Genomic DNA, 15,822 nt, shown 5'->3' with positions numbered 1-15,822 from the left:
GTTCCATCGAGCGAACCCATCGCCTGCTCCACTCCTCATGGGAGTTGCTCCCTGAGGGACATGCCGCATGGGTAGGTGATCGCGCTTCGGGGTCCGGCGACCGCGCCGCACTCAACCGAGCGGCCTCGACCCGACCGGCAGCCAGGATGTGCCACACCACCTCGTCCCGTGCGAGCAGATGATCGGCGATGATGCACCGGTGGCCCCCCGGTGATCGCCGCCGCCGTCAGCGACGCGCCCCCGCCACCACACAGCCTCGGAGCACATCGGCACGGCGCGGGTTGCGAACCCTTTCTCGCAACTCGGCGACGGCGCTCGCGAATTCGTATCGGACAAAGCATGATCGGCGTAGTTGTGAAAGCTCCGGTTGGACCACCAATCGTTGACGTCGATCGGGACATCCCTGTTCGGGGCGCCGGCCGGTGAGGCCCTCCGCCCACCAATACGCGACTCCCGCGTCTGCCGGATCCGATGCCAGGGTGTCCTGGTCGAGGCATGGATACCGCTTCGATCCGGGAGTTTCCGAACGTCGACAACCAACTCGATCCCGCTCGCCTGCAGTAGGTCAGGCACTCTTTGAAGGTCCGATTGGAGGGACCGATGGTGAAAGGCGCTCGCCTGGCCGACATGGCCCCATGGAAGAGAAATGACCGCCACCACACGGCCGTCGCGGGCGGCGTCCACGCAGATCGTCGTGTCGATGGACGGGCGCACCAGTGAGACGGACTCGACGAATTGTCCCAATTCGGCCGTGGCGCGCCGACGAACCTGATCCAATGACCGGAGAAACAGTTAGGACTGTCTGAGAGGTCGGGATGACGCACTTCTACCCGGGGCTGGCCGAGCGGGTCGCACGGCAGGCCGAGGAATTGCCCGAGCTGTACGGCGACTTCGACTTCAGCATGACCCCGGAACGCTTCACCACCGATCTGCATGTGAGGTCTGCCCTGCCGAGCCGGCTGGGCGATCGCTCGAGGTACCTGAACGATCCCCGACTCATGGAGCTGGTCCGCACGGCCACGTTCCTGGCCGATGTGCCCGCCGACCGGGTCGCGGCACTCTCCGCGGACTATCCGGTCTCGAAGCTGATCGATCTGGTTCGACGCGTCTGCCGGGAGGGCGCGGAGAACGTCCCCGAAGCACCGTCCGAGATCGGTGAGCTCATCGAGCTGATGCAGCAGAAGCCGGACTGGATCGATTTCGACCTCATCGAGGACGGCGCCGCCTACTCACGGCTCTACGCCGCGCTGGTCTCCCCCTTCATGACCCGCGGCGCCTTTCTCGCGACGTTCACCAACAGTTATGCGGCACTGCCGATGACGCTGACCGGGGCACTGTCCGGCCCCCGGGCCGCACGCCGCGTCAACGAGACAACGGCCTACTTCGCGGTCACGACACTGCCGGGAGGGCTCGAGCGGTTCAGTCCGGGCTTCGAGGCCACCGTCATGGTGCGGCTCATGCACTCGATGGTCCGCTACAACGCACTGCAGCGGACCGGACGAAGCGCCAACAGCCGAAAGCGCAACTGGGACACCGCCGTCTACGGGCTGCCGGTACCCCAGATCGATCAGTTCCCGGCGGGGATGATCGGCCCTTACCAGAAATCGGAGAAGGCGGTCAGGGCCGGCCGCGAACTCCCCTACGACGAGCGTGCGATGGTCGAGTTCCACCGATACCGCGGCCACATGCTAGGCCTTCCCGAAGAGCTGCTGCCCGGGTCCGCCCAAGAGATCGTCGACCTGTTCAACGCGCGGGCCGCGACCCTGCGATACGGGTTCGACGACAGTTGTCGCACACTTGTCACGTCCACGATGACGGCGTACCTACGACCCAACGAGACTCCGTACGACAAGGTTTCCGACGCCGTCGAGAAGAGTTACAGCAAGCTCGCTTTCGCCGCGGCGTTTTGCGAGGGCAATCTCAAGCAGGCAGCCGACATGGGTGTGAAACTCTCACTCACCGATGTCGCGCGCGCCGCGGCAACCGCGCCGTTCCTGACCAGCCGGTTCGCCGCCGTCCGCATCGCCGGCCGACTGCCGGTGCTGCGCGACGTCGCCGACCAGTACGTCACCGACCTGGTCCGACGACGCCTCGACGACTATGGGATCCCGGAATACACCACGGATTCCCGCGAGTACACCCTTTGACGCACGCATCCCGGCGAGTGGTGTTCCGCGGAACACCATTGGCCGGGATGTGTGCCGCTGCCGAGTTACTCGGTGGCCTCGGTCGCGGGGCCTTCCTCGGTGGCCCCGCCCTCGCCGGTCCAATCGCCGGACTCCTCGCCGTAGGCGGGGTCGGACTGGACGTCGGGTTCTGCACCCTTGGGTGAGGTGTCGACTTCTCGGGTCTCGGGATCGGTCTGCTTCTTCGTCATCCGACAGCCATACCCCCGAAGCCGGTGCCTGAACCCTCGCCCGCCGGTGGTGCGGTCACCGGTGCTGCGGCGTCCGGTACCGGATCACCTGCAGCGGTTCCATCACCAGCACCACCCGTCCCAGGTCGTCGATGAGCCGACCGACGCAGTGCAGGTCCGCCCGGTCGGTGGTTGGCTCGTCGCCGCGAAAGCGGGGAACGACATCGCAGATCTCGATGGTGGCGGCGTGCACGACGCCGGGACGCAGCGGATTTGGAAGACGCAGCCGCTCGATACCCTTGCCGGCCACCAGCGCCAGACGAGGGACGAACACACGCGACGCCAGGCCCGAGTAGAGCGAGAGAGTGTGTGCCGCGCATCCGACGATCACGCCGAACGGACCGGCTTCGGCAGCCGCACGGTCGACGTGCATCGGCAGCGGATCGAACCGCTGCGCGAACTCGACGATCTCCGCTTCGGTGACGCTCGTGGTGCCGAGTTCGTCGGTCGCACCGACTGTGAGGTCCTCCGCGTACAGCTGCGGCTCGGCCGATACACGGCTGGTGTTCAATCCACCGAATTCAGACTTCGACGCGGGCACACACCTAACGTACTTAGTTTAAATGCGGGCCGCGAGACCCGGGTCCCCGTGTCGGAATCCCGCGGGTAGCGTGGAACGCGATGCTGATCTGGATCAACGGGGCGTTCGGAGCCGGGAAGACGCAAACAGCTCACGAGCTCCATCGGCGCCTGACGACCTCGCATGTCGCCGATCCCGAGCTGATCGGATTCGCCATCCACAACATGCTCCCGGCGGCCGAGCGCGGGGACTTCCAGAACCGACCACAATGGCGCACCGCGGATCGAAACACTCGTGCAGGCAGAATCCACCTGCAACGGACCACTGATCGTCCCGATGACGCTCGTCGACGAGCGCTACCACGAAGAGATCCTCGGCACCCTGGTCGACCGCGGGATCGACGTCCATCACTATTCCCTGATCGCATCGCCGGAGGTCATCAGACGGCGTTTGAACGGCCGGGTCGGCTACGCAGTGGGCCGGTATCTCGGCTTCGAAGAGACCTGGGCGATGCAGCAGGTCGATCGATGCGTCGCAGCACTGTCGCGGCCGCGGTTCGCAACGCATGTCGACAACGACCGTCGGAGTGTCGACGAGGTGGTCGAGGAGATCGCTGAGGACGCCGGGCTTCCACTCGTGCGGCCGCGCCTCGATCCCCTGAGGCATCAGGTCCACCGGTTGACGGTCGCGATGCGGCATCGTCGCAGGTAGGAACCGCCGGCTCACCGGACCGGGTCGCGCGCGACATCGGTCCGCAGTTGCGACCTCGTCCCAAGTCGCACAGACGCATTCACGTCGCACGCGACATCGTCTCGCAGATTCGCAGGGCACCATCTGACTGCGCGCACGAAGACGCGGATCTCGATCGTCAGGACGACCACCGTGAAACGGAGCGCCGGGTCTCGAAGACAAGCGGCTGTCCGCCTCACCCACTCGGGAGTCGGGTAACCAGTAGTCTCTGGACATCGCCCGACGAAGTTCCGACTCCGTGAGGGAGCGTTCGATGAACTTGCAGAACGACCAAGAGTCAATCGACTTGCGCAGGTTCTGGATTGCACTCGTTGCGACGACGATCCCGTTCTACCTGTGGGGCGCCCTCGTCGGCGGCACGGTGACCATCGGGGGCGGCGAATTGTCGGTGAGTGCGCTGATGTTCATCAGCCCGGCATTCGCCGCCTCGGCTGCGGGTGGCATCGGGCCGATCCGACGCATGTGCACCAGTCGTCCTGGGCTCGTCGCCGTGGGTGTGGCGGTAGCCGCGCCGGCCGTCACCACCCTCGGTTCGTCCAGCGCCCTCGCCGGTGTATGGCCCACCGTCCCCGGTTCCCTCTGGTACGCGGCACTCCTGTTCGTCATCGCCGCATTCTGTGAGGAACTCGGTTGGACCGCCGTGCTGATGCCTCGCTTGCTCAAGCGGCAGAGTGCGGTCACCACAGGTGTGGCCATCGGTGCCGTCTGGGCCCTATGGCATCTGCTCCCCTACTTGCAGAGCGGTTATTCCGCGACGGATCTCATGTGGCAACTCGCCTTCTCGGTGGTCTTCCGGGTTGTGTTGGTGCAATTGACGATTCAAGGTGCGAGTGCACCGATCCTCGCGGTATTGGGTCACGCCTCCTACAACGTCGCCTGGGCGGCACTGGATGCGAACGACACATACAGCCCGGCAGCAGCGACGATGGCGATGGGACTCCTCGCCGTCCTCCTGTCGCGGTGGCCCCGCTTTTCCCGCGATGAACCCGACCATGGCGGCGATCCCCTGCAGACCACTGCGTGAATCGCCGAGAGACAGTCGCCACGCTGTGTCGACGACTGCAGGATCGGCGCGACCAACGCCTGCGAGACCGACGGGTATCGATCTACCCCAACGCGATCAGGTCGGCAGGCATCACCACCGAACCGCGACGTGTCTCGTCAACGTCTGTGGTTTCGGTGGGAATGTGATCAGCGCGCATCGATCCGGAACACTCCGCACCTGCCGGCCACCGCAGCGAATGCCTCGGGTGTCACATCGCTGACGACCCCGGCGTCCTTCATCAGCCGCGGACCGTCGCTCCCGGCGAGATCCGGCCAGGCTCGAAGCACCGGGACCGCTTCGTCGGCGGGAAGCTCGGTGAGTCGGACGTCGGTCACCTCTCCCCTGATCGACAGTTGCGCGAGTCCATGTGCGGCGCGGACGTTCTGGGCCCAGTCAGCTCCGGGGAACCCCTCCAGCAGGTAGCGCTGACCGTTGAACTCCCCGATGGTCAGGGGCGTCCGACGCGGTCTACCGCTCTTGCGTCCGGGCACGATCAGGACCGGCAGCTCCTTCATGGCCCCGAACCGCTGCAGGAACAGGAAGGTCTTGTTCATCGGTTTGAGCCATCGCGGTGGCGTGATCCGGCGCGAGGAGGCCATGGTGAGTCCTTCCGACAACTACTCCGTACACCGTACAGGAATACGGCCGGGTCGTCCGCGGATCAGCGTCGCACGTCGATGACCAGGCGCGTCGGGTTGGTCAACGCGACCACCGTGAAGGGCGCGCCGTATTCGGTAACACCGATGAACGACTGGGTGATGCCTTCGAAAACGAGCGCGCCATGCACCTCCACCACCGCGCCTCCCGACTGCGCGCGCACGGGATCGGGTCCACCATAGGGCTCTGCGCCACTGTCGTGGGGATATGCAGAACCGAGGATCCGAACCTCGAGGACTCCATTGCCGTCGACCTCTACCGGGCGGCCACTGCCGTCCTGGATGGCCTCATCGACGTATGCCACCCGCCAGCCCGGGGTACCGGCGCCGTCGAGTTCGTAGACGACCCGATCGAATCCGTCGTGCACGCCCGTCCGGATGTCGGTGACGGTGAGTCGCGCGCCGGCGGAGGCCGGTGCGGTTGCGGGGCCGGCATCACCCGATGACGCGTCTGACCCGGACGCGGACCGAGGCGGCGAAGTCGATGTGACCGTTTCGGTCACGATCGTGGTGGCCACAGCGGTAGCATCATCTCCGTCGGTGGTCGAACAACTCGTGAGTGCCGCAGCACCAACGAAGACGGCACTCACGAAGACGGCGATCGCGACGACCGCGGAGCGTCCACTTCCCATGGACGGCGACGCTACCGCCGATCAGGGCCAGAAGATGGTTCCGTTGAGGAAGTCCTGGGCGAAGCGGTTGCCGATGCGATACTCACCGCCGAGCGGCACGCCGTAGTACCCCTTGGCCCCGCCCGTGGCCCGCCACTTGTTGAGGATCTGACCCCAGACGATCTGCGCACCGCCACGCTTGGACCAGGCGACGACGCCACCCTGGAAGTCGTTCAGGCGTGCACTGCCCTGCTTGTATTCGTCGCTCGTCGGGTAGCCCAGGGCACTGCGCTCGGCTCCGGCGCGCTGCCACTTGTATCGGATGGCTCCGCCCACCTGGTGTGCGGTGCCACCGTCGACGGCCCAGTGCCAGTAGAAGGACGCATCCTTCGTGAACGTCTGGTAGCGGCCACCGCGTGCAGCGGGGCGTTCCGGCCCGGTGGGCGCGCCCCACTTCCAGAAACCGCCCGACGCCGCGTATGCCTCCTCGATCTTGCCGCCCACGATGTAGCCGTTGATGAAGCGGTCGGCGTGCGCGTTCGGCGCAATGACCAGCAGCGACAACGTCATCGCCACAACCGCGACCCCCAGCGTCGTCAGGCGGACACGGGTCCGGCCGGCGAAGGAGGGGGCGCTACGTCGAAGCGATGAGGTGACTCGAGACATGACGGGGATCTTACGGGCAGCACAAGCCGCATGTCGTTAGGAGCACTCACAGTTGGCGCAGACCTGCAGTTCCCGGTCTAGTCGAAGAGGACTGCGCCACCCGCTCGTCGCAACGCCTCCAGGCCGGCGCGGAAGCGCCTCAGGTATTCGGGCGGGTGCGGCTGCCATCCGGTGATCTCCCCGACCACCCTCACCGGCTGGTCCGAACGGTAGGAGTGCGTCGGGTTGCCGGGGAACTTCTTGTCGGTGACGTTCGGGTCGTCCTCGATCGCGCCCAGCGGTTCGACGATGTACACACGCGGGGACCCATCGCCCGCCGCCATCTCCGCCGCGAGGACGGCACCGTCGAGGACCTTGGTGAAGTAGACGTGATTCGCGATGTGGTCGGACCGGTAGTTCGAGCGGAATCCCGGCGTCAGATGATCGCCGACCCGGAGGTCGGCCCTGGTGCCGTGAAACCAGGCACCGGACTCGTGAACCCTGAACCGCTCCGGAGTGTCTGCCATGTGCGCCATCGAGCCCTCCCCGACCGTCGGTTGCCGACCCAGTGTGCACCGGATGAGTGCCCTTGCGGCAAGCCCCACCGGCCGCGCTACCATGAAGGTGGAAAGAGACGTTCTGCTGGTCTCAGATCTCCGGGCCCACTCTTCGGTCCTCGTCCATTCCGTGCCGCCATGGTCGGCCGAAGCGCGTCGATGACACGGACTCATCGGCCAGACGCCGCAAACACCCGACGAATCGATTCTCGTGATTCAATTCCGATCGTGCGTGGAAAACACCTGATCGCAACCGTTGCATCGTTTTTCGTCCTGGTCGGATTCGCAGGATGTTCAGCGGACACCGACGACTCGGCGTCGTCCCCATCGCCGACACAGCAGACGACGCAATCCCCCACCGCGGCACCTCCCGTGCCGCCGAGCAACGAACGTGTGATCGTCGAGCGGATCAACTACCTCGATCCCGACGAGTCGAACCCGGCCGAGAACTGGGCCAATCTGTATCTGCCCGTCGGCGAACACGCCGACGGCTCGGTTCCGCTGGTCACGATCATCCACGGCGGTGGTTGGGAAAGCCGGTTCGGCGCAGAGCAGTTCGACGAGATGGCGCGCGACCTCGCCGACCGCGGCCTCGCCGTCTACAACGTCGAGTACCGACGCTACGGCACCGGCGGCGGGTGGCCGACCACGTTCCATGACGTCGCCCGCGCTCTCGACCACGTCCCCGCACTCGCCGACGATCACCCCGAACTCAGCATCGATGACGAGCTCGTCGTCGGACACAGCGCCGGCGCGCAGCTCGCGGTGTGGGGAGGGACCCGGCACAAGCTCGAGGACGACGAGGTCGGTTCGCGGCCGGCGTTCGTCCCGTCGCGCGTGGTGTCCATCTCCGGACCGCTCGACATGAAGTACGCGGTCGACCACGGCAACGGCCGGGTGATCAAGCAGATCCTCGGCGGCACACCGGAACAGGTCCCCGAGCACTACGAGTCGGTGGACCCGATCGAGAACCTCGATCCGGAGCTGCCGGTCATCCTCTTCCACGGCCTCGCCGACGACGACGTCGATCCGGAGAACTCGCGACGATACGCAGCGGCCCTGCGCACGGCCGGAGGAGATCCCGACCTCGTCCTCTTCGAGGGCGAGACCCATACCTCGCTGGTGCACCGGCAATCCCCCGCCTACCAGAAGATCGTCGACCGCATCGAGGACGTGGCACGCGCCCGACTCGAACTGCTCCGCGAACAATAGGCGCCATTCGTCGCGGTGCGGTGTCCGCACTCATTCACCTGATCGACAGAGCCCGATAACAGAGCGGTTGCTCTGTTATCGTTCGGCGCATGCCCCGCCCACGTGTGTACGACGTCGACCGGCTCCTGGATGCCGCGGAGACCCTCGCGGTCGAATCCGGCCCGGCCGCGGTAACCGTACGGGCGCTGTCGGACCGGACGAAGGTCTCCAACGGCGCGATCTACCACACGTTCGGGTCGCGCGCCGGACTGCTCGGTCAGGTCTGGTTGCGGGCCGCACAGCGGTTTCTCGGGGCCCAGCGCGACGCTGTGAACGCCGTCCTCGACGCCGGATCCGGTCGCGACCGCGCGATCGAGGCCGTCGTCGTCGCAGCCGACGCGCCGGCCCGGTTCCTGCTCGAACACCCGACCTCGGGGCGGTTCCTGCTCACCGTCGAGCGCGACGAGTTGATCGGTTCCGCGGATCTCCCCGACGAGTTGGCCCACGACCTGCAGGCACTCGACCAATCGCTCGTCGACCTGTTCGTCGCGCTGTCCCGGGCACTCTGGGGCCGGGCCGACCGCTTCACCGCCGAGGTGATCCGCGACTGCGTCGTCGAACTCCCGACCGCCCTCCTACTCCGCGGCCGGCGGCAACCAGAGCCCCGCGTGCGCGAGCGTCTCGCGACCGCCGTCCGCGCCGTCCTCGAACTCGAACTCGAACTCGGACCCCCCAGCCGCACTGCGTGATCCACTGCCGAGACGTGATCGACCACCGAGACCTGATCGACCACCGAGACCTGGTCCGCCCCCGTCAACATCCATCACCGCATCCGGAGAGACAGGAACCATCGCCATGGCACCAACGCTCGACATCCGCGACGACATCGCCGTACTGATCCTCGGCGAGGACGAGAACCGTTTCTCCCCCGACCATCTCGACGACCTCGGCGACCTGCTGACCGAGGCCGAGGACTCCGCACGCGGCCTGGTCACCACCGGCACCGGAAAGTTCTACTCCGACGGCCTCGACCTCGAATGGTTACTGTCCAACCCCGACCGCACCGAGTGGTACGTCGAAAGGGTCCAACAACTGTTCATCCGCGTGCTGACCTTCCCGCTGCCCACGATCGCTGCCGTCAACGGCCACGCCTTCGGCGCCGGCGCGATGCTCGCCATCGCCCATGACTTCCGGGTGATGCGCGCAGACCGCGGTTTCTACTGCTTCCCCGAGGTCGACATCAACATCCCGTTCACCACCGGCATGGCTGCGCTCATCCAGGCCAAGGTCACCCCGCAGACCGCGATCGAGTCCATGACAACCGGACGCCGCTACGGCGGACCCGACGCACTCGCCGCGGGACTGGTCGATGCCATCGCCGACGAGGACGCCGTCATCTCTACCGCACTAGACCGACTGAAGCCGTTGCTCGACAAGGACGAGAACACCCTCGCGACGATCAAGAAGACCATGTTCCGATCGACCGTCGACGCCCTGACCGAGGAGGGTCGTACCGGCTGAGAACCGGCGCTGCCGGGACATCCTCCTCCACCCAACGCGCCGCCGAGTAGGGTTGCCCACCAAACAGTCGCCGTGACTCGCCCCGGGAGGTGACATGACCGTAGAGCCCACGCGCCGCGGTCGGGGCCGCCCGCCCGGGCCGCCGGTGGACATCGCCGCGCGCCGTGAACAGTTGCTCGACGCCGCAGAGGCCGCGATCCGCCGGTCCGGCGCAGCCGTCGGGCTCGCCGAGGTGGCCAGGGAGGCCGGGCTCACCAGATCGGCGGTGTACGCGGCCTTCGCCGACCGGGACGCCGTCCTCGCCGCACTCGCCGCGCGCCACGCCCGCCGCATCGTCGAGAGACTCGCCGGCGTCATCGAGGGCATCCCCGACCCGGCGGAGCAGACCCGCGCGGCGATCGACATCCTGGCAGCCTGGTTCGACGATGAACCCGAACTCGCCCCGCTACTGGCCGGGCGACTCGACCAGGCCGGGGGCCGGTCGGGGGCGATCGTCACCTCTGTCGCGGACACCCTCCGGGCGGGTTTCCGCGCGCGGGGCGCGGACGACTCCCCCGCCGATTCCTGGGCGCACGCGCTGGTCGGCGCCGTGTCGTCGGCGGTGACCTGGTGGTCACGCAGCCACGCCATACCGCGCGAGACGCTCGTGGATCACCTGCACCGGCTCATCTGGTCGGGTTTCGAAGGCGCGGGCGGCGCCGCACCGACGAACGATTCCTTGACCTCGGGGCAATAAAAAGACACACTGTCTTTTATGACACTCGGGGGAACGGTCAGTCCGGAACGCGCCGCCGCGATCACCGGCGCACGCAACTGGTCTCAGGTCCGTGCCAAGCATCCCGAGGCCGTCGACGCGATGGCCGACGGACTGATGCTCGGCGACGATCTCGCCGACGCCGTCGTCGCCGAGATGCACTCCGGCCACGGCTGGTCGTGGACCGATATCACCGCCGCGATCGACGATCCGGAGCGCGGTTCCGCCGCTCCCCCCGCGCTGCACCGGTTCCTCGACACGGTGTCCACCCCGCCGCCGTGGTACGACCCGGCGATCGCCCGGGCAGGCGCCGAGGCATGGTGGCGGTTCGGCTCCCTCCAGTCGAGCACGCTGTACCAGTCGCTCATCTACGGTTACCAGGCCCCGGGCTTCACGCGACCCCTCGTCGCGACCGGCCGGTTCACCGAGGGCACATGGGATCGCGTGGTGGCCACCGGGCGGTGGGTCACCCTCGCGACCGCGCCCGGGATGATGGAACCCGGCAGCCCGGGATGGACGGAGTCCCTGCGAATCCGCTTGGTGCATGCGCTCGTTCGGCACCATCTCCACACGCGCGACAATTGGGACGACGACCGTTGGGGTGTCCCGATCAACCAGACCTACTCTCAGCTGACCATCACCGCGGGATTCCTCGCGTTGCCGATGCGGGTGGCCAAGGACTTCGGGATCCGTTACTCGAAAGCCGATCTCGAGGCGATCACCCACCTCTGGCGCTGGATCGGCTGGGTGATGGGCGTCGACGAGCAGCGACTCCCCCGCGGCTTCGACGACGCACGGCATACCGACCGGATCGCCCGGGACTTCCGGATGCGGCCCCCACAGGAGGCACGGCAACTGGTCCGAGCACTGCTCGACGACGGCTATCGCACCGACATCGGGCTGCCCGGTCCGCTCGACGACCTCGTCCACGTGCTGACCCGGCCGTTCCTGCGCACTCTGTTCGAATCCGTCTCCCGGAGGTGGGTCGACGCCGAGGTCGCGTCGGCGATGGGCTTGCGCTACACACCGCTACAGCATCTGGTCCCGCTGGCGCGACCCGTTGTCCGGTCGCGCGAACTCGCGCGCTCGATGGGTCTGCTCGGTTCCGAGCATGCCATCGCGCACCGCGAACTCGGGTTCGTGACCTCTCGACTGGGCCTGGACCTCAGCCGACTCGAGTCGACCCGCTACGGCGCCGCCGACCGAGGACACCTGGAGACCGTTGCGTGACCGCCACTTTCACGCTCCGGCAGCAGCTCACGTGCACTCCGGAGGCCGCCTGGCAGCTGCTCACCGACCCCGATCAGATGTGCCGCTGGTCGACGGCCCCGATCACGCTGATCTCACCGGGACCGCACGAGCGCGCGGACACCGCAGGCGCACTCCGTATGGTGACCCTGCCGGGCGGCAGGGTGCGCCTTCGCGAGGTCGTCGAACAGGCCGAGTTCCCCCGACTCTTCCGCTACCGCGTCTACGCCGGCGGTCCGCTGCTGCTCGATCATCGCGGTGAACAGCGCATCGTCGAGACCGTCGACGGCGTCGAGGTCCGGTGGCGTGTCGACATGTCGCTGTTCCCGGCGCCGCTGTCGCGGGTGATGGCGAACCGGATCCGACGCGAGGTGGAGCACTCGCTGCACACCATGGCGTCGCTGGCCGGCGATGTCGACCCGGCGGTCGTGTCGTACCCCGCGTCCTCGACCCCATCCGCCCCTCCGGATCTCGACGACCTCATGTCCTCCGCGCTCGAGGTACGAGAGCTGCAACAGAAGATCGCCGACGACATGGCGGGCACCGGGGACCCCAAGCAGTGGTTCGCCCGGGTCTACCAGTACGTGACCGAGACGATGATCGACGCCGCCACCGGACGACTGGATCTCGGTCTGACACATCCGGATTGGGTCCTCGCACTGATCCCCGTATTCCACGGGTACTACGCCGGGAACCTCGACGCGTACCGCTTCGGGGGCGACGTGGAGGAGCCGTGGCGGATCGCGTGGTCGACGTGCGAGATCGTCGACCACGAGAGACCTCATGTGCCGGTGATGAAGGGGCTGCTGGCAGGAGTGTCGGCGCACATCGACGCCGACCTCCCGCGAGCACTGGCCGCGCTGCACCGGGACCGCTACCCGGATCGGGACCTACGCGAGTTCCGCCCCGACTACCTCCGACTCGCACCGGTGTTCACCGTCGCGTCCGACCGACTGCTGGCCGACCTTCCCCGCAGCCACAAACCCTGGTGGACCGGGATCGCCGGACGCGTGAACACCCAGGTGCGCGACGCTCTCCTTGCGCGGACGGGATTCGACGTCGCGCGCCACCGAGTGCACGCGTTCGACCGCGCGGTGCGGCTGCTGGCGGAGTGAGGGGACTCAGTCGAGCAACTCGTAGATGGTGGCGTTCGCCAACCCGCCGGCCTCGCACATCGTCTGCAACAGGAACCGTCCGCCGCGTTGCTGCAGGGCGTTGAGTCCGGTCGTGGCCAGCCGGGCGCCGCTGGCACCCAACGGGTGGCCGAGTGCGATCGCACCCCCGTGGACGTTGACCTTGTCCAGGTCGACACCGAGTTCCCGGGCCCACGCCAGCACCACCGGTGCGAACGCCTCATTGACCTCGAACAGGTCGATGTCGTCGAGGGACAGACCACTGCGCGCCAGCACCTTGCGGGTCGCCGGGATGATCGCGGTCAGCATGAGCAGCGGGTCGTCGCCGGCCACGGCGATCGTGTGCACCTTCGCACGCGGACGCAGGCCGAGTTCGCACGCCTTCTCCTCGCTCATGACCAGGACGGCGGCCGAACCGTCGCTGATCTGGCTCGCGTTCGCCGCGGTGATGTTCCAGCGGATCTCCGGGAAGCGCCGCGCCGTCGCCTCGTCGTAGTACGCCGGGCGAAGCCTCGCGAGATCCTCGAGCGTGCTGCCGAGTCGGATGCCCTCGTCGGCCGTCAGCCCGGCGATCGGGGCGAGTTCGGCGTCGAACAACCCGTTCTTGGTCGCCTGGGCGGCCAACTCATGCGAGCGCAGCGAGAACTCGTCGATCGCGGTGCGGGGGATGTTCCAGCGCGCAGCGATGAGTTCGGCGGAGATCCCTTGTCCGACCAGGCCATCCGGATAACGCTCGTCGAACGCCCGCCCGTTGGGATCACTCGTGCCGGACGCCGACGACCCCATCGGCACCCGCGACATCGACTCGACACCGGCCGCGACCGCGACTTCGTAGGTACCCGCGATCACACCCTGCGCGGCGAAGGCGATCGCCTGCTGACCGCTGCCGCACTGCCGGTCGATCGACACGCCCGGCACCGATTCCGGGTACCCCGCGGCCAGCAGGGCACGGCGCGCGATGTTGAAGCCCTGCTCACCCACCTGTCCGACGACTCCGGTGATCACGTCGTCGACGACCGCCGGGTCGATACCCGTGCGGTCGACGATCGCGCGCAAACTGTGTGCGAGCAGGTCGACCGCGTGAACGCCATGCAATGCCCCCGTCGGCCTGCCCTTGCCGATCGGCGTACGAACCGCATCCACGATGACTGCCGTTGCCATGACTGTCCTCCCATTCATCAGCGGACCGATGGTGCGGCCCGTCGTCCACTGACTTTTGTCAGCCATAGTCAGATCAGTACGCCCTGACTACGCTTTTGTCAAGCCAGGATAGGATGGAGTCATGATGAAGCTGATGGGACCGCTCGCCGACCGCGACCGATGGCAGGCGACGCAGTGCTCGATCGCCAAGGCCGTAGACCTCATCGGCACGCGGTCGGCGATCCTGATCCTTCGTGAGGCCTTCTACGGCGCGACCCGCTTCGACCAGTTCGCCCGCCGGGTGGGTATCACCGACGCCGTGGCCTCGGCGCGGCTCAAGGAGCTCACGGAGGCCGGCGTCTTCACCAAGGTCCCCTACCGGGAGCCCGGCCAGCGGGTCCGCTACGAATACCGGCTCACCGAGATGGGCCAGGACCTGTTCCCCGTCGTCATGTCGCTATGGCAGTGGGGCAACGAATACCTTCAGCCCGACGGCGCGCCCCTGGTGGCGACCGACTCGTCGAACAAACCGGTGCGGGTGGGCGTGGTGGCCGAGGATTCCGCGACACTCGATCCCGAGGATGTCGAGGTCCGGGTGACCCGCGTGGCTTGGGCCCGGCAGCGCCGCGATTCGTCCACCGACACGTCGGACTGATAGCCTCGACATCACGTTCGCGCGGTGGAGTAACCCGCATGTCGAACCAGAGGCCGGGGCCGCTTACTCCGAACCCCCGGTCTTGTCCAAACTTCCCGGGCCGATCCATCGAGCCCCACGTCGCCGGCGTCGAGAACTCCGAGGTCTCCGCCGCGACAGGCATCCCGACACGTGGCGGGCACCGGTTGGGCCGGGCCCCGCGACCCGGCCCAACCGGCTGTCACCCGGTCATCGCAGCGGATCTCCGCGAGCGGCTGCGAACCGGACGATGCGCCCCCGATGGTGGTTGTTGGACGTCGAGCATCCGGCGCGCGACCTCCAGGTGGTCACGGGCGATTCCGAGTGCGGCGAGATAACCGACCCGGAACTCGCTCCCATCGGCCCCGACCGCCCAGCACCGCTCCTGCTCCAGTCGATCCTCGAGGCCCTGCAAGGTCTCGAATTCGCGACGCAGGTCACCCGCCGACCCGTTCACGCCGATGAATCCATCCGCTCGTAACGACTCACTGGTGAGCGCGTCGACGACGCACACCCGGGCGAACGTCAGGCCGGCCCGGTACCCGCGCAGCAGCTCGCACGTCCCCTCGTCCCCCAGGGACGAGAAGCGGTCGTGGAGGTAGGAGAGAACGTCCGCGATACGGCTCCGACCCCCCACCTCATCCCTCGCTCCGCCGTTTGCGAATGATCGAGGTGTCCTCGCTCGCCCGCTTGCGTTCGCGCCGCAACTTCAATTCTTGTCGACGTTTTTTCGGACTCGAATTCTTGACTGCCATGATTCCTCACTGACATGAAAATCGACTGCACCGACATCGAGTGTCGCTCACCAACGCGACCATAGCCGAGAAAAGACAAAAGTCCAGTCGCCCTCGACGCCCTACCGATCCGGCGACCTTCGGCTACCCGAATCGTTTGCAGTGGAGCGCATTTCGTCACATCGGCGGGACCGACTGGCTTTTTTCTTTTTTTCGGATAGAGTCCGG

19 protein-coding genes are annotated in these 15,822 nt (G+C 67.0%); 10 read left to right on the top strand and 9 right to left on the bottom strand.

Translation table 11 applies throughout. The features are described from left to right. Positions 1-111: 111 nt before the first annotated feature. A complete protein-coding gene (locus tag ABFT43_RS22695) occupies positions 112-573 on the bottom strand; it encodes a DUF488 family protein (RefSeq protein WP_457590150.1) in 462 nt (153 codons plus the stop codon). A 242-nt stretch (positions 574-815) separates the two neighbouring features. Between ABFT43_RS22695 and ABFT43_RS13540 the strand changes: the two genes are divergently transcribed. Then, positions 816-2,147: an oxygenase MpaB family protein gene (locus tag ABFT43_RS13540; protein WP_347960878.1), complete on the top strand. Its 1,332-nt coding sequence runs from the start codon at positions 816-818 to the stop codon at positions 2,145-2,147. Positions 2,148-2,212: 65 nt separating this feature from the next. On the opposite strand, the gene ABFT43_RS13535 is transcribed toward ABFT43_RS13540, so the two are convergent. Then, a complete protein-coding gene (locus ABFT43_RS13535) occupies positions 2,213-2,377 on the bottom strand; it encodes a hypothetical protein (protein WP_347960877.1) in 165 nt (54 codons plus the stop codon). 55 nt (positions 2,378-2,432) lie between these two features. Continuing rightward, on the bottom strand, positions 2,433-2,927 hold the full coding sequence (locus ABFT43_RS13530) for a MaoC/PaaZ C-terminal domain-containing protein (protein ID WP_347960876.1): 495 nt from the start codon (positions 2,925-2,927) through the stop codon (positions 2,433-2,435). A gap of 303 nt (positions 2,928-3,230) precedes the next feature. Between ABFT43_RS13530 and ABFT43_RS13525 the strand changes: the two genes are divergently transcribed. Next, complete coding sequence (locus tag ABFT43_RS13525) at positions 3,231-3,647, top strand: hypothetical protein (RefSeq protein ID WP_347960875.1); 417 nt, start codon at positions 3,231-3,233, stop codon at positions 3,645-3,647. 292 nt (positions 3,648-3,939) lie between these two features. Beyond that, positions 3,940-4,710: a CPBP family intramembrane glutamic endopeptidase gene (locus ABFT43_RS13520; RefSeq protein ID WP_347960874.1), complete on the top strand. Its 771-nt coding sequence runs from the start codon at positions 3,940-3,942 to the stop codon at positions 4,708-4,710. Between the two features lie 167 nt (positions 4,711-4,877). Here the strand turns inward: ABFT43_RS13520 and ABFT43_RS13515 are convergent, their stop codons facing one another. From ABFT43_RS13515 to arr, 4 genes are all read right to left on the bottom strand, one after another. Next, a complete protein-coding gene (locus ABFT43_RS13515) occupies positions 4,878-5,330 on the bottom strand; it encodes a nitroreductase/quinone reductase family protein (RefSeq protein WP_347960873.1) in 453 nt (150 codons plus the stop codon). 62 nt (positions 5,331-5,392) lie between these two features. After that, positions 5,393-6,019: an AMIN-like domain-containing (lipo)protein gene (locus ABFT43_RS13510; protein ID WP_347960872.1), complete on the bottom strand. Its 627-nt coding sequence runs from the start codon at positions 6,017-6,019 to the stop codon at positions 5,393-5,395. A gap of 21 nt (positions 6,020-6,040) precedes the next feature. Continuing rightward, on the bottom strand, positions 6,041-6,664 hold the full coding sequence (locus ABFT43_RS13505; RefSeq protein ID WP_347960871.1) for an LGFP repeat-containing protein: 624 nt from the start codon (positions 6,662-6,664) through the stop codon (positions 6,041-6,043). A gap of 77 nt (positions 6,665-6,741) precedes the next feature. After that, on the bottom strand, positions 6,742-7,170 hold the full coding sequence (gene arr / locus ABFT43_RS13500) for an NAD(+)--rifampin ADP-ribosyltransferase (protein ID WP_347961012.1): 429 nt from the start codon (positions 7,168-7,170) through the stop codon (positions 6,742-6,744). Positions 7,171-7,443: 273 nt separating this feature from the next. Here arr and ABFT43_RS13495 point away from each other — a divergent pair, with 273 nt between their 5' ends. The 6 genes from ABFT43_RS13495 (at position 7,444) to ABFT43_RS13470 (ending at position 13,029) form a co-directional block, all read left to right on the top strand. Then, the gene (locus ABFT43_RS13495) at positions 7,444-8,412 is read left to right on the top strand and encodes an alpha/beta hydrolase (RefSeq protein ID WP_457590156.1); all 969 of its coding nucleotides are present in this window, start codon (positions 7,444-7,446) and stop codon (positions 8,410-8,412) included. Positions 8,413-8,501: 89 nt separating this feature from the next. Next, positions 8,502-9,140, top strand: a complete 639-nt coding sequence (locus ABFT43_RS13490; protein WP_347960869.1) for a TetR/AcrR family transcriptional regulator — start codon at positions 8,502-8,504, stop codon at positions 9,138-9,140. Positions 9,141-9,246: 106 nt separating this feature from the next. Further along, positions 9,247-9,912, top strand: coding sequence for an enoyl-CoA hydratase/isomerase family protein (locus ABFT43_RS13485; protein WP_347960868.1), 666 nt, complete (start codon positions 9,247-9,249; stop codon positions 9,910-9,912). Between the two features lie 94 nt (positions 9,913-10,006). Beyond that, positions 10,007-10,648 carry a TetR/AcrR family transcriptional regulator gene (locus tag ABFT43_RS13480; protein ID WP_347960867.1) on the top strand — a complete coding sequence of 214 codons (642 nt, stop codon included), beginning with the start codon at positions 10,007-10,009 and terminating at the stop codon, positions 10,646-10,648. Positions 10,649-10,666: 18 nt separating this feature from the next. Continuing rightward, a complete protein-coding gene (locus ABFT43_RS13475) occupies positions 10,667-11,896 on the top strand; it encodes an oxygenase MpaB family protein (protein WP_347960866.1) in 1,230 nt (409 codons plus the stop codon). Continuing rightward, positions 11,893-13,029, top strand: coding sequence for a DUF5995 family protein (locus ABFT43_RS13470; protein ID WP_347960865.1), 1,137 nt, complete (start codon positions 11,893-11,895; stop codon positions 13,027-13,029). The genes ABFT43_RS13475 and ABFT43_RS13470 overlap by 4 nt, the downstream gene beginning before the upstream one ends. A 6-nt stretch (positions 13,030-13,035) precedes the next feature. Here the strand turns inward: ABFT43_RS13470 and ABFT43_RS13465 are convergent, their stop codons facing one another. Further along, positions 13,036-14,208 carry a thiolase family protein gene (locus ABFT43_RS13465; protein WP_347960864.1) on the bottom strand — a complete coding sequence of 391 codons (1,173 nt, stop codon included), beginning with the start codon at positions 14,206-14,208 and terminating at the stop codon, positions 13,036-13,038. Positions 14,209-14,329: 121 nt separating this feature from the next. Here ABFT43_RS13465 and ABFT43_RS13460 point away from each other — a divergent pair, with 121 nt between their 5' ends. Further along, on the top strand, positions 14,330-14,842 hold the full coding sequence (locus tag ABFT43_RS13460; protein WP_347960863.1) for a winged helix-turn-helix transcriptional regulator: 513 nt from the start codon (positions 14,330-14,332) through the stop codon (positions 14,840-14,842). A 220-nt stretch (positions 14,843-15,062) separates the two neighbouring features. On the opposite strand, the gene ABFT43_RS13455 is transcribed toward ABFT43_RS13460, so the two are convergent. Continuing rightward, the gene (locus tag ABFT43_RS13455) at positions 15,063-15,497 is read right to left on the bottom strand and encodes a hypothetical protein (RefSeq protein WP_347960862.1); all 435 of its coding nucleotides are present in this window, start codon (positions 15,495-15,497) and stop codon (positions 15,063-15,065) included. Positions 15,498-15,822 lie beyond the last annotated feature (325 nt).

Origin of the sequence: Gordonia aurantiaca (assembly GCF_039939235.1) — a bacterium.
In the GTDB taxonomy this organism is placed as follows: Bacteria; Actinomycetota; Actinomycetes; order Mycobacteriales; family Mycobacteriaceae; genus Gordonia.
The sequence above is the reverse complement of the archived record's forward strand: the minus strand, read 5'-3'. Positions and strand labels throughout refer to the sequence as shown.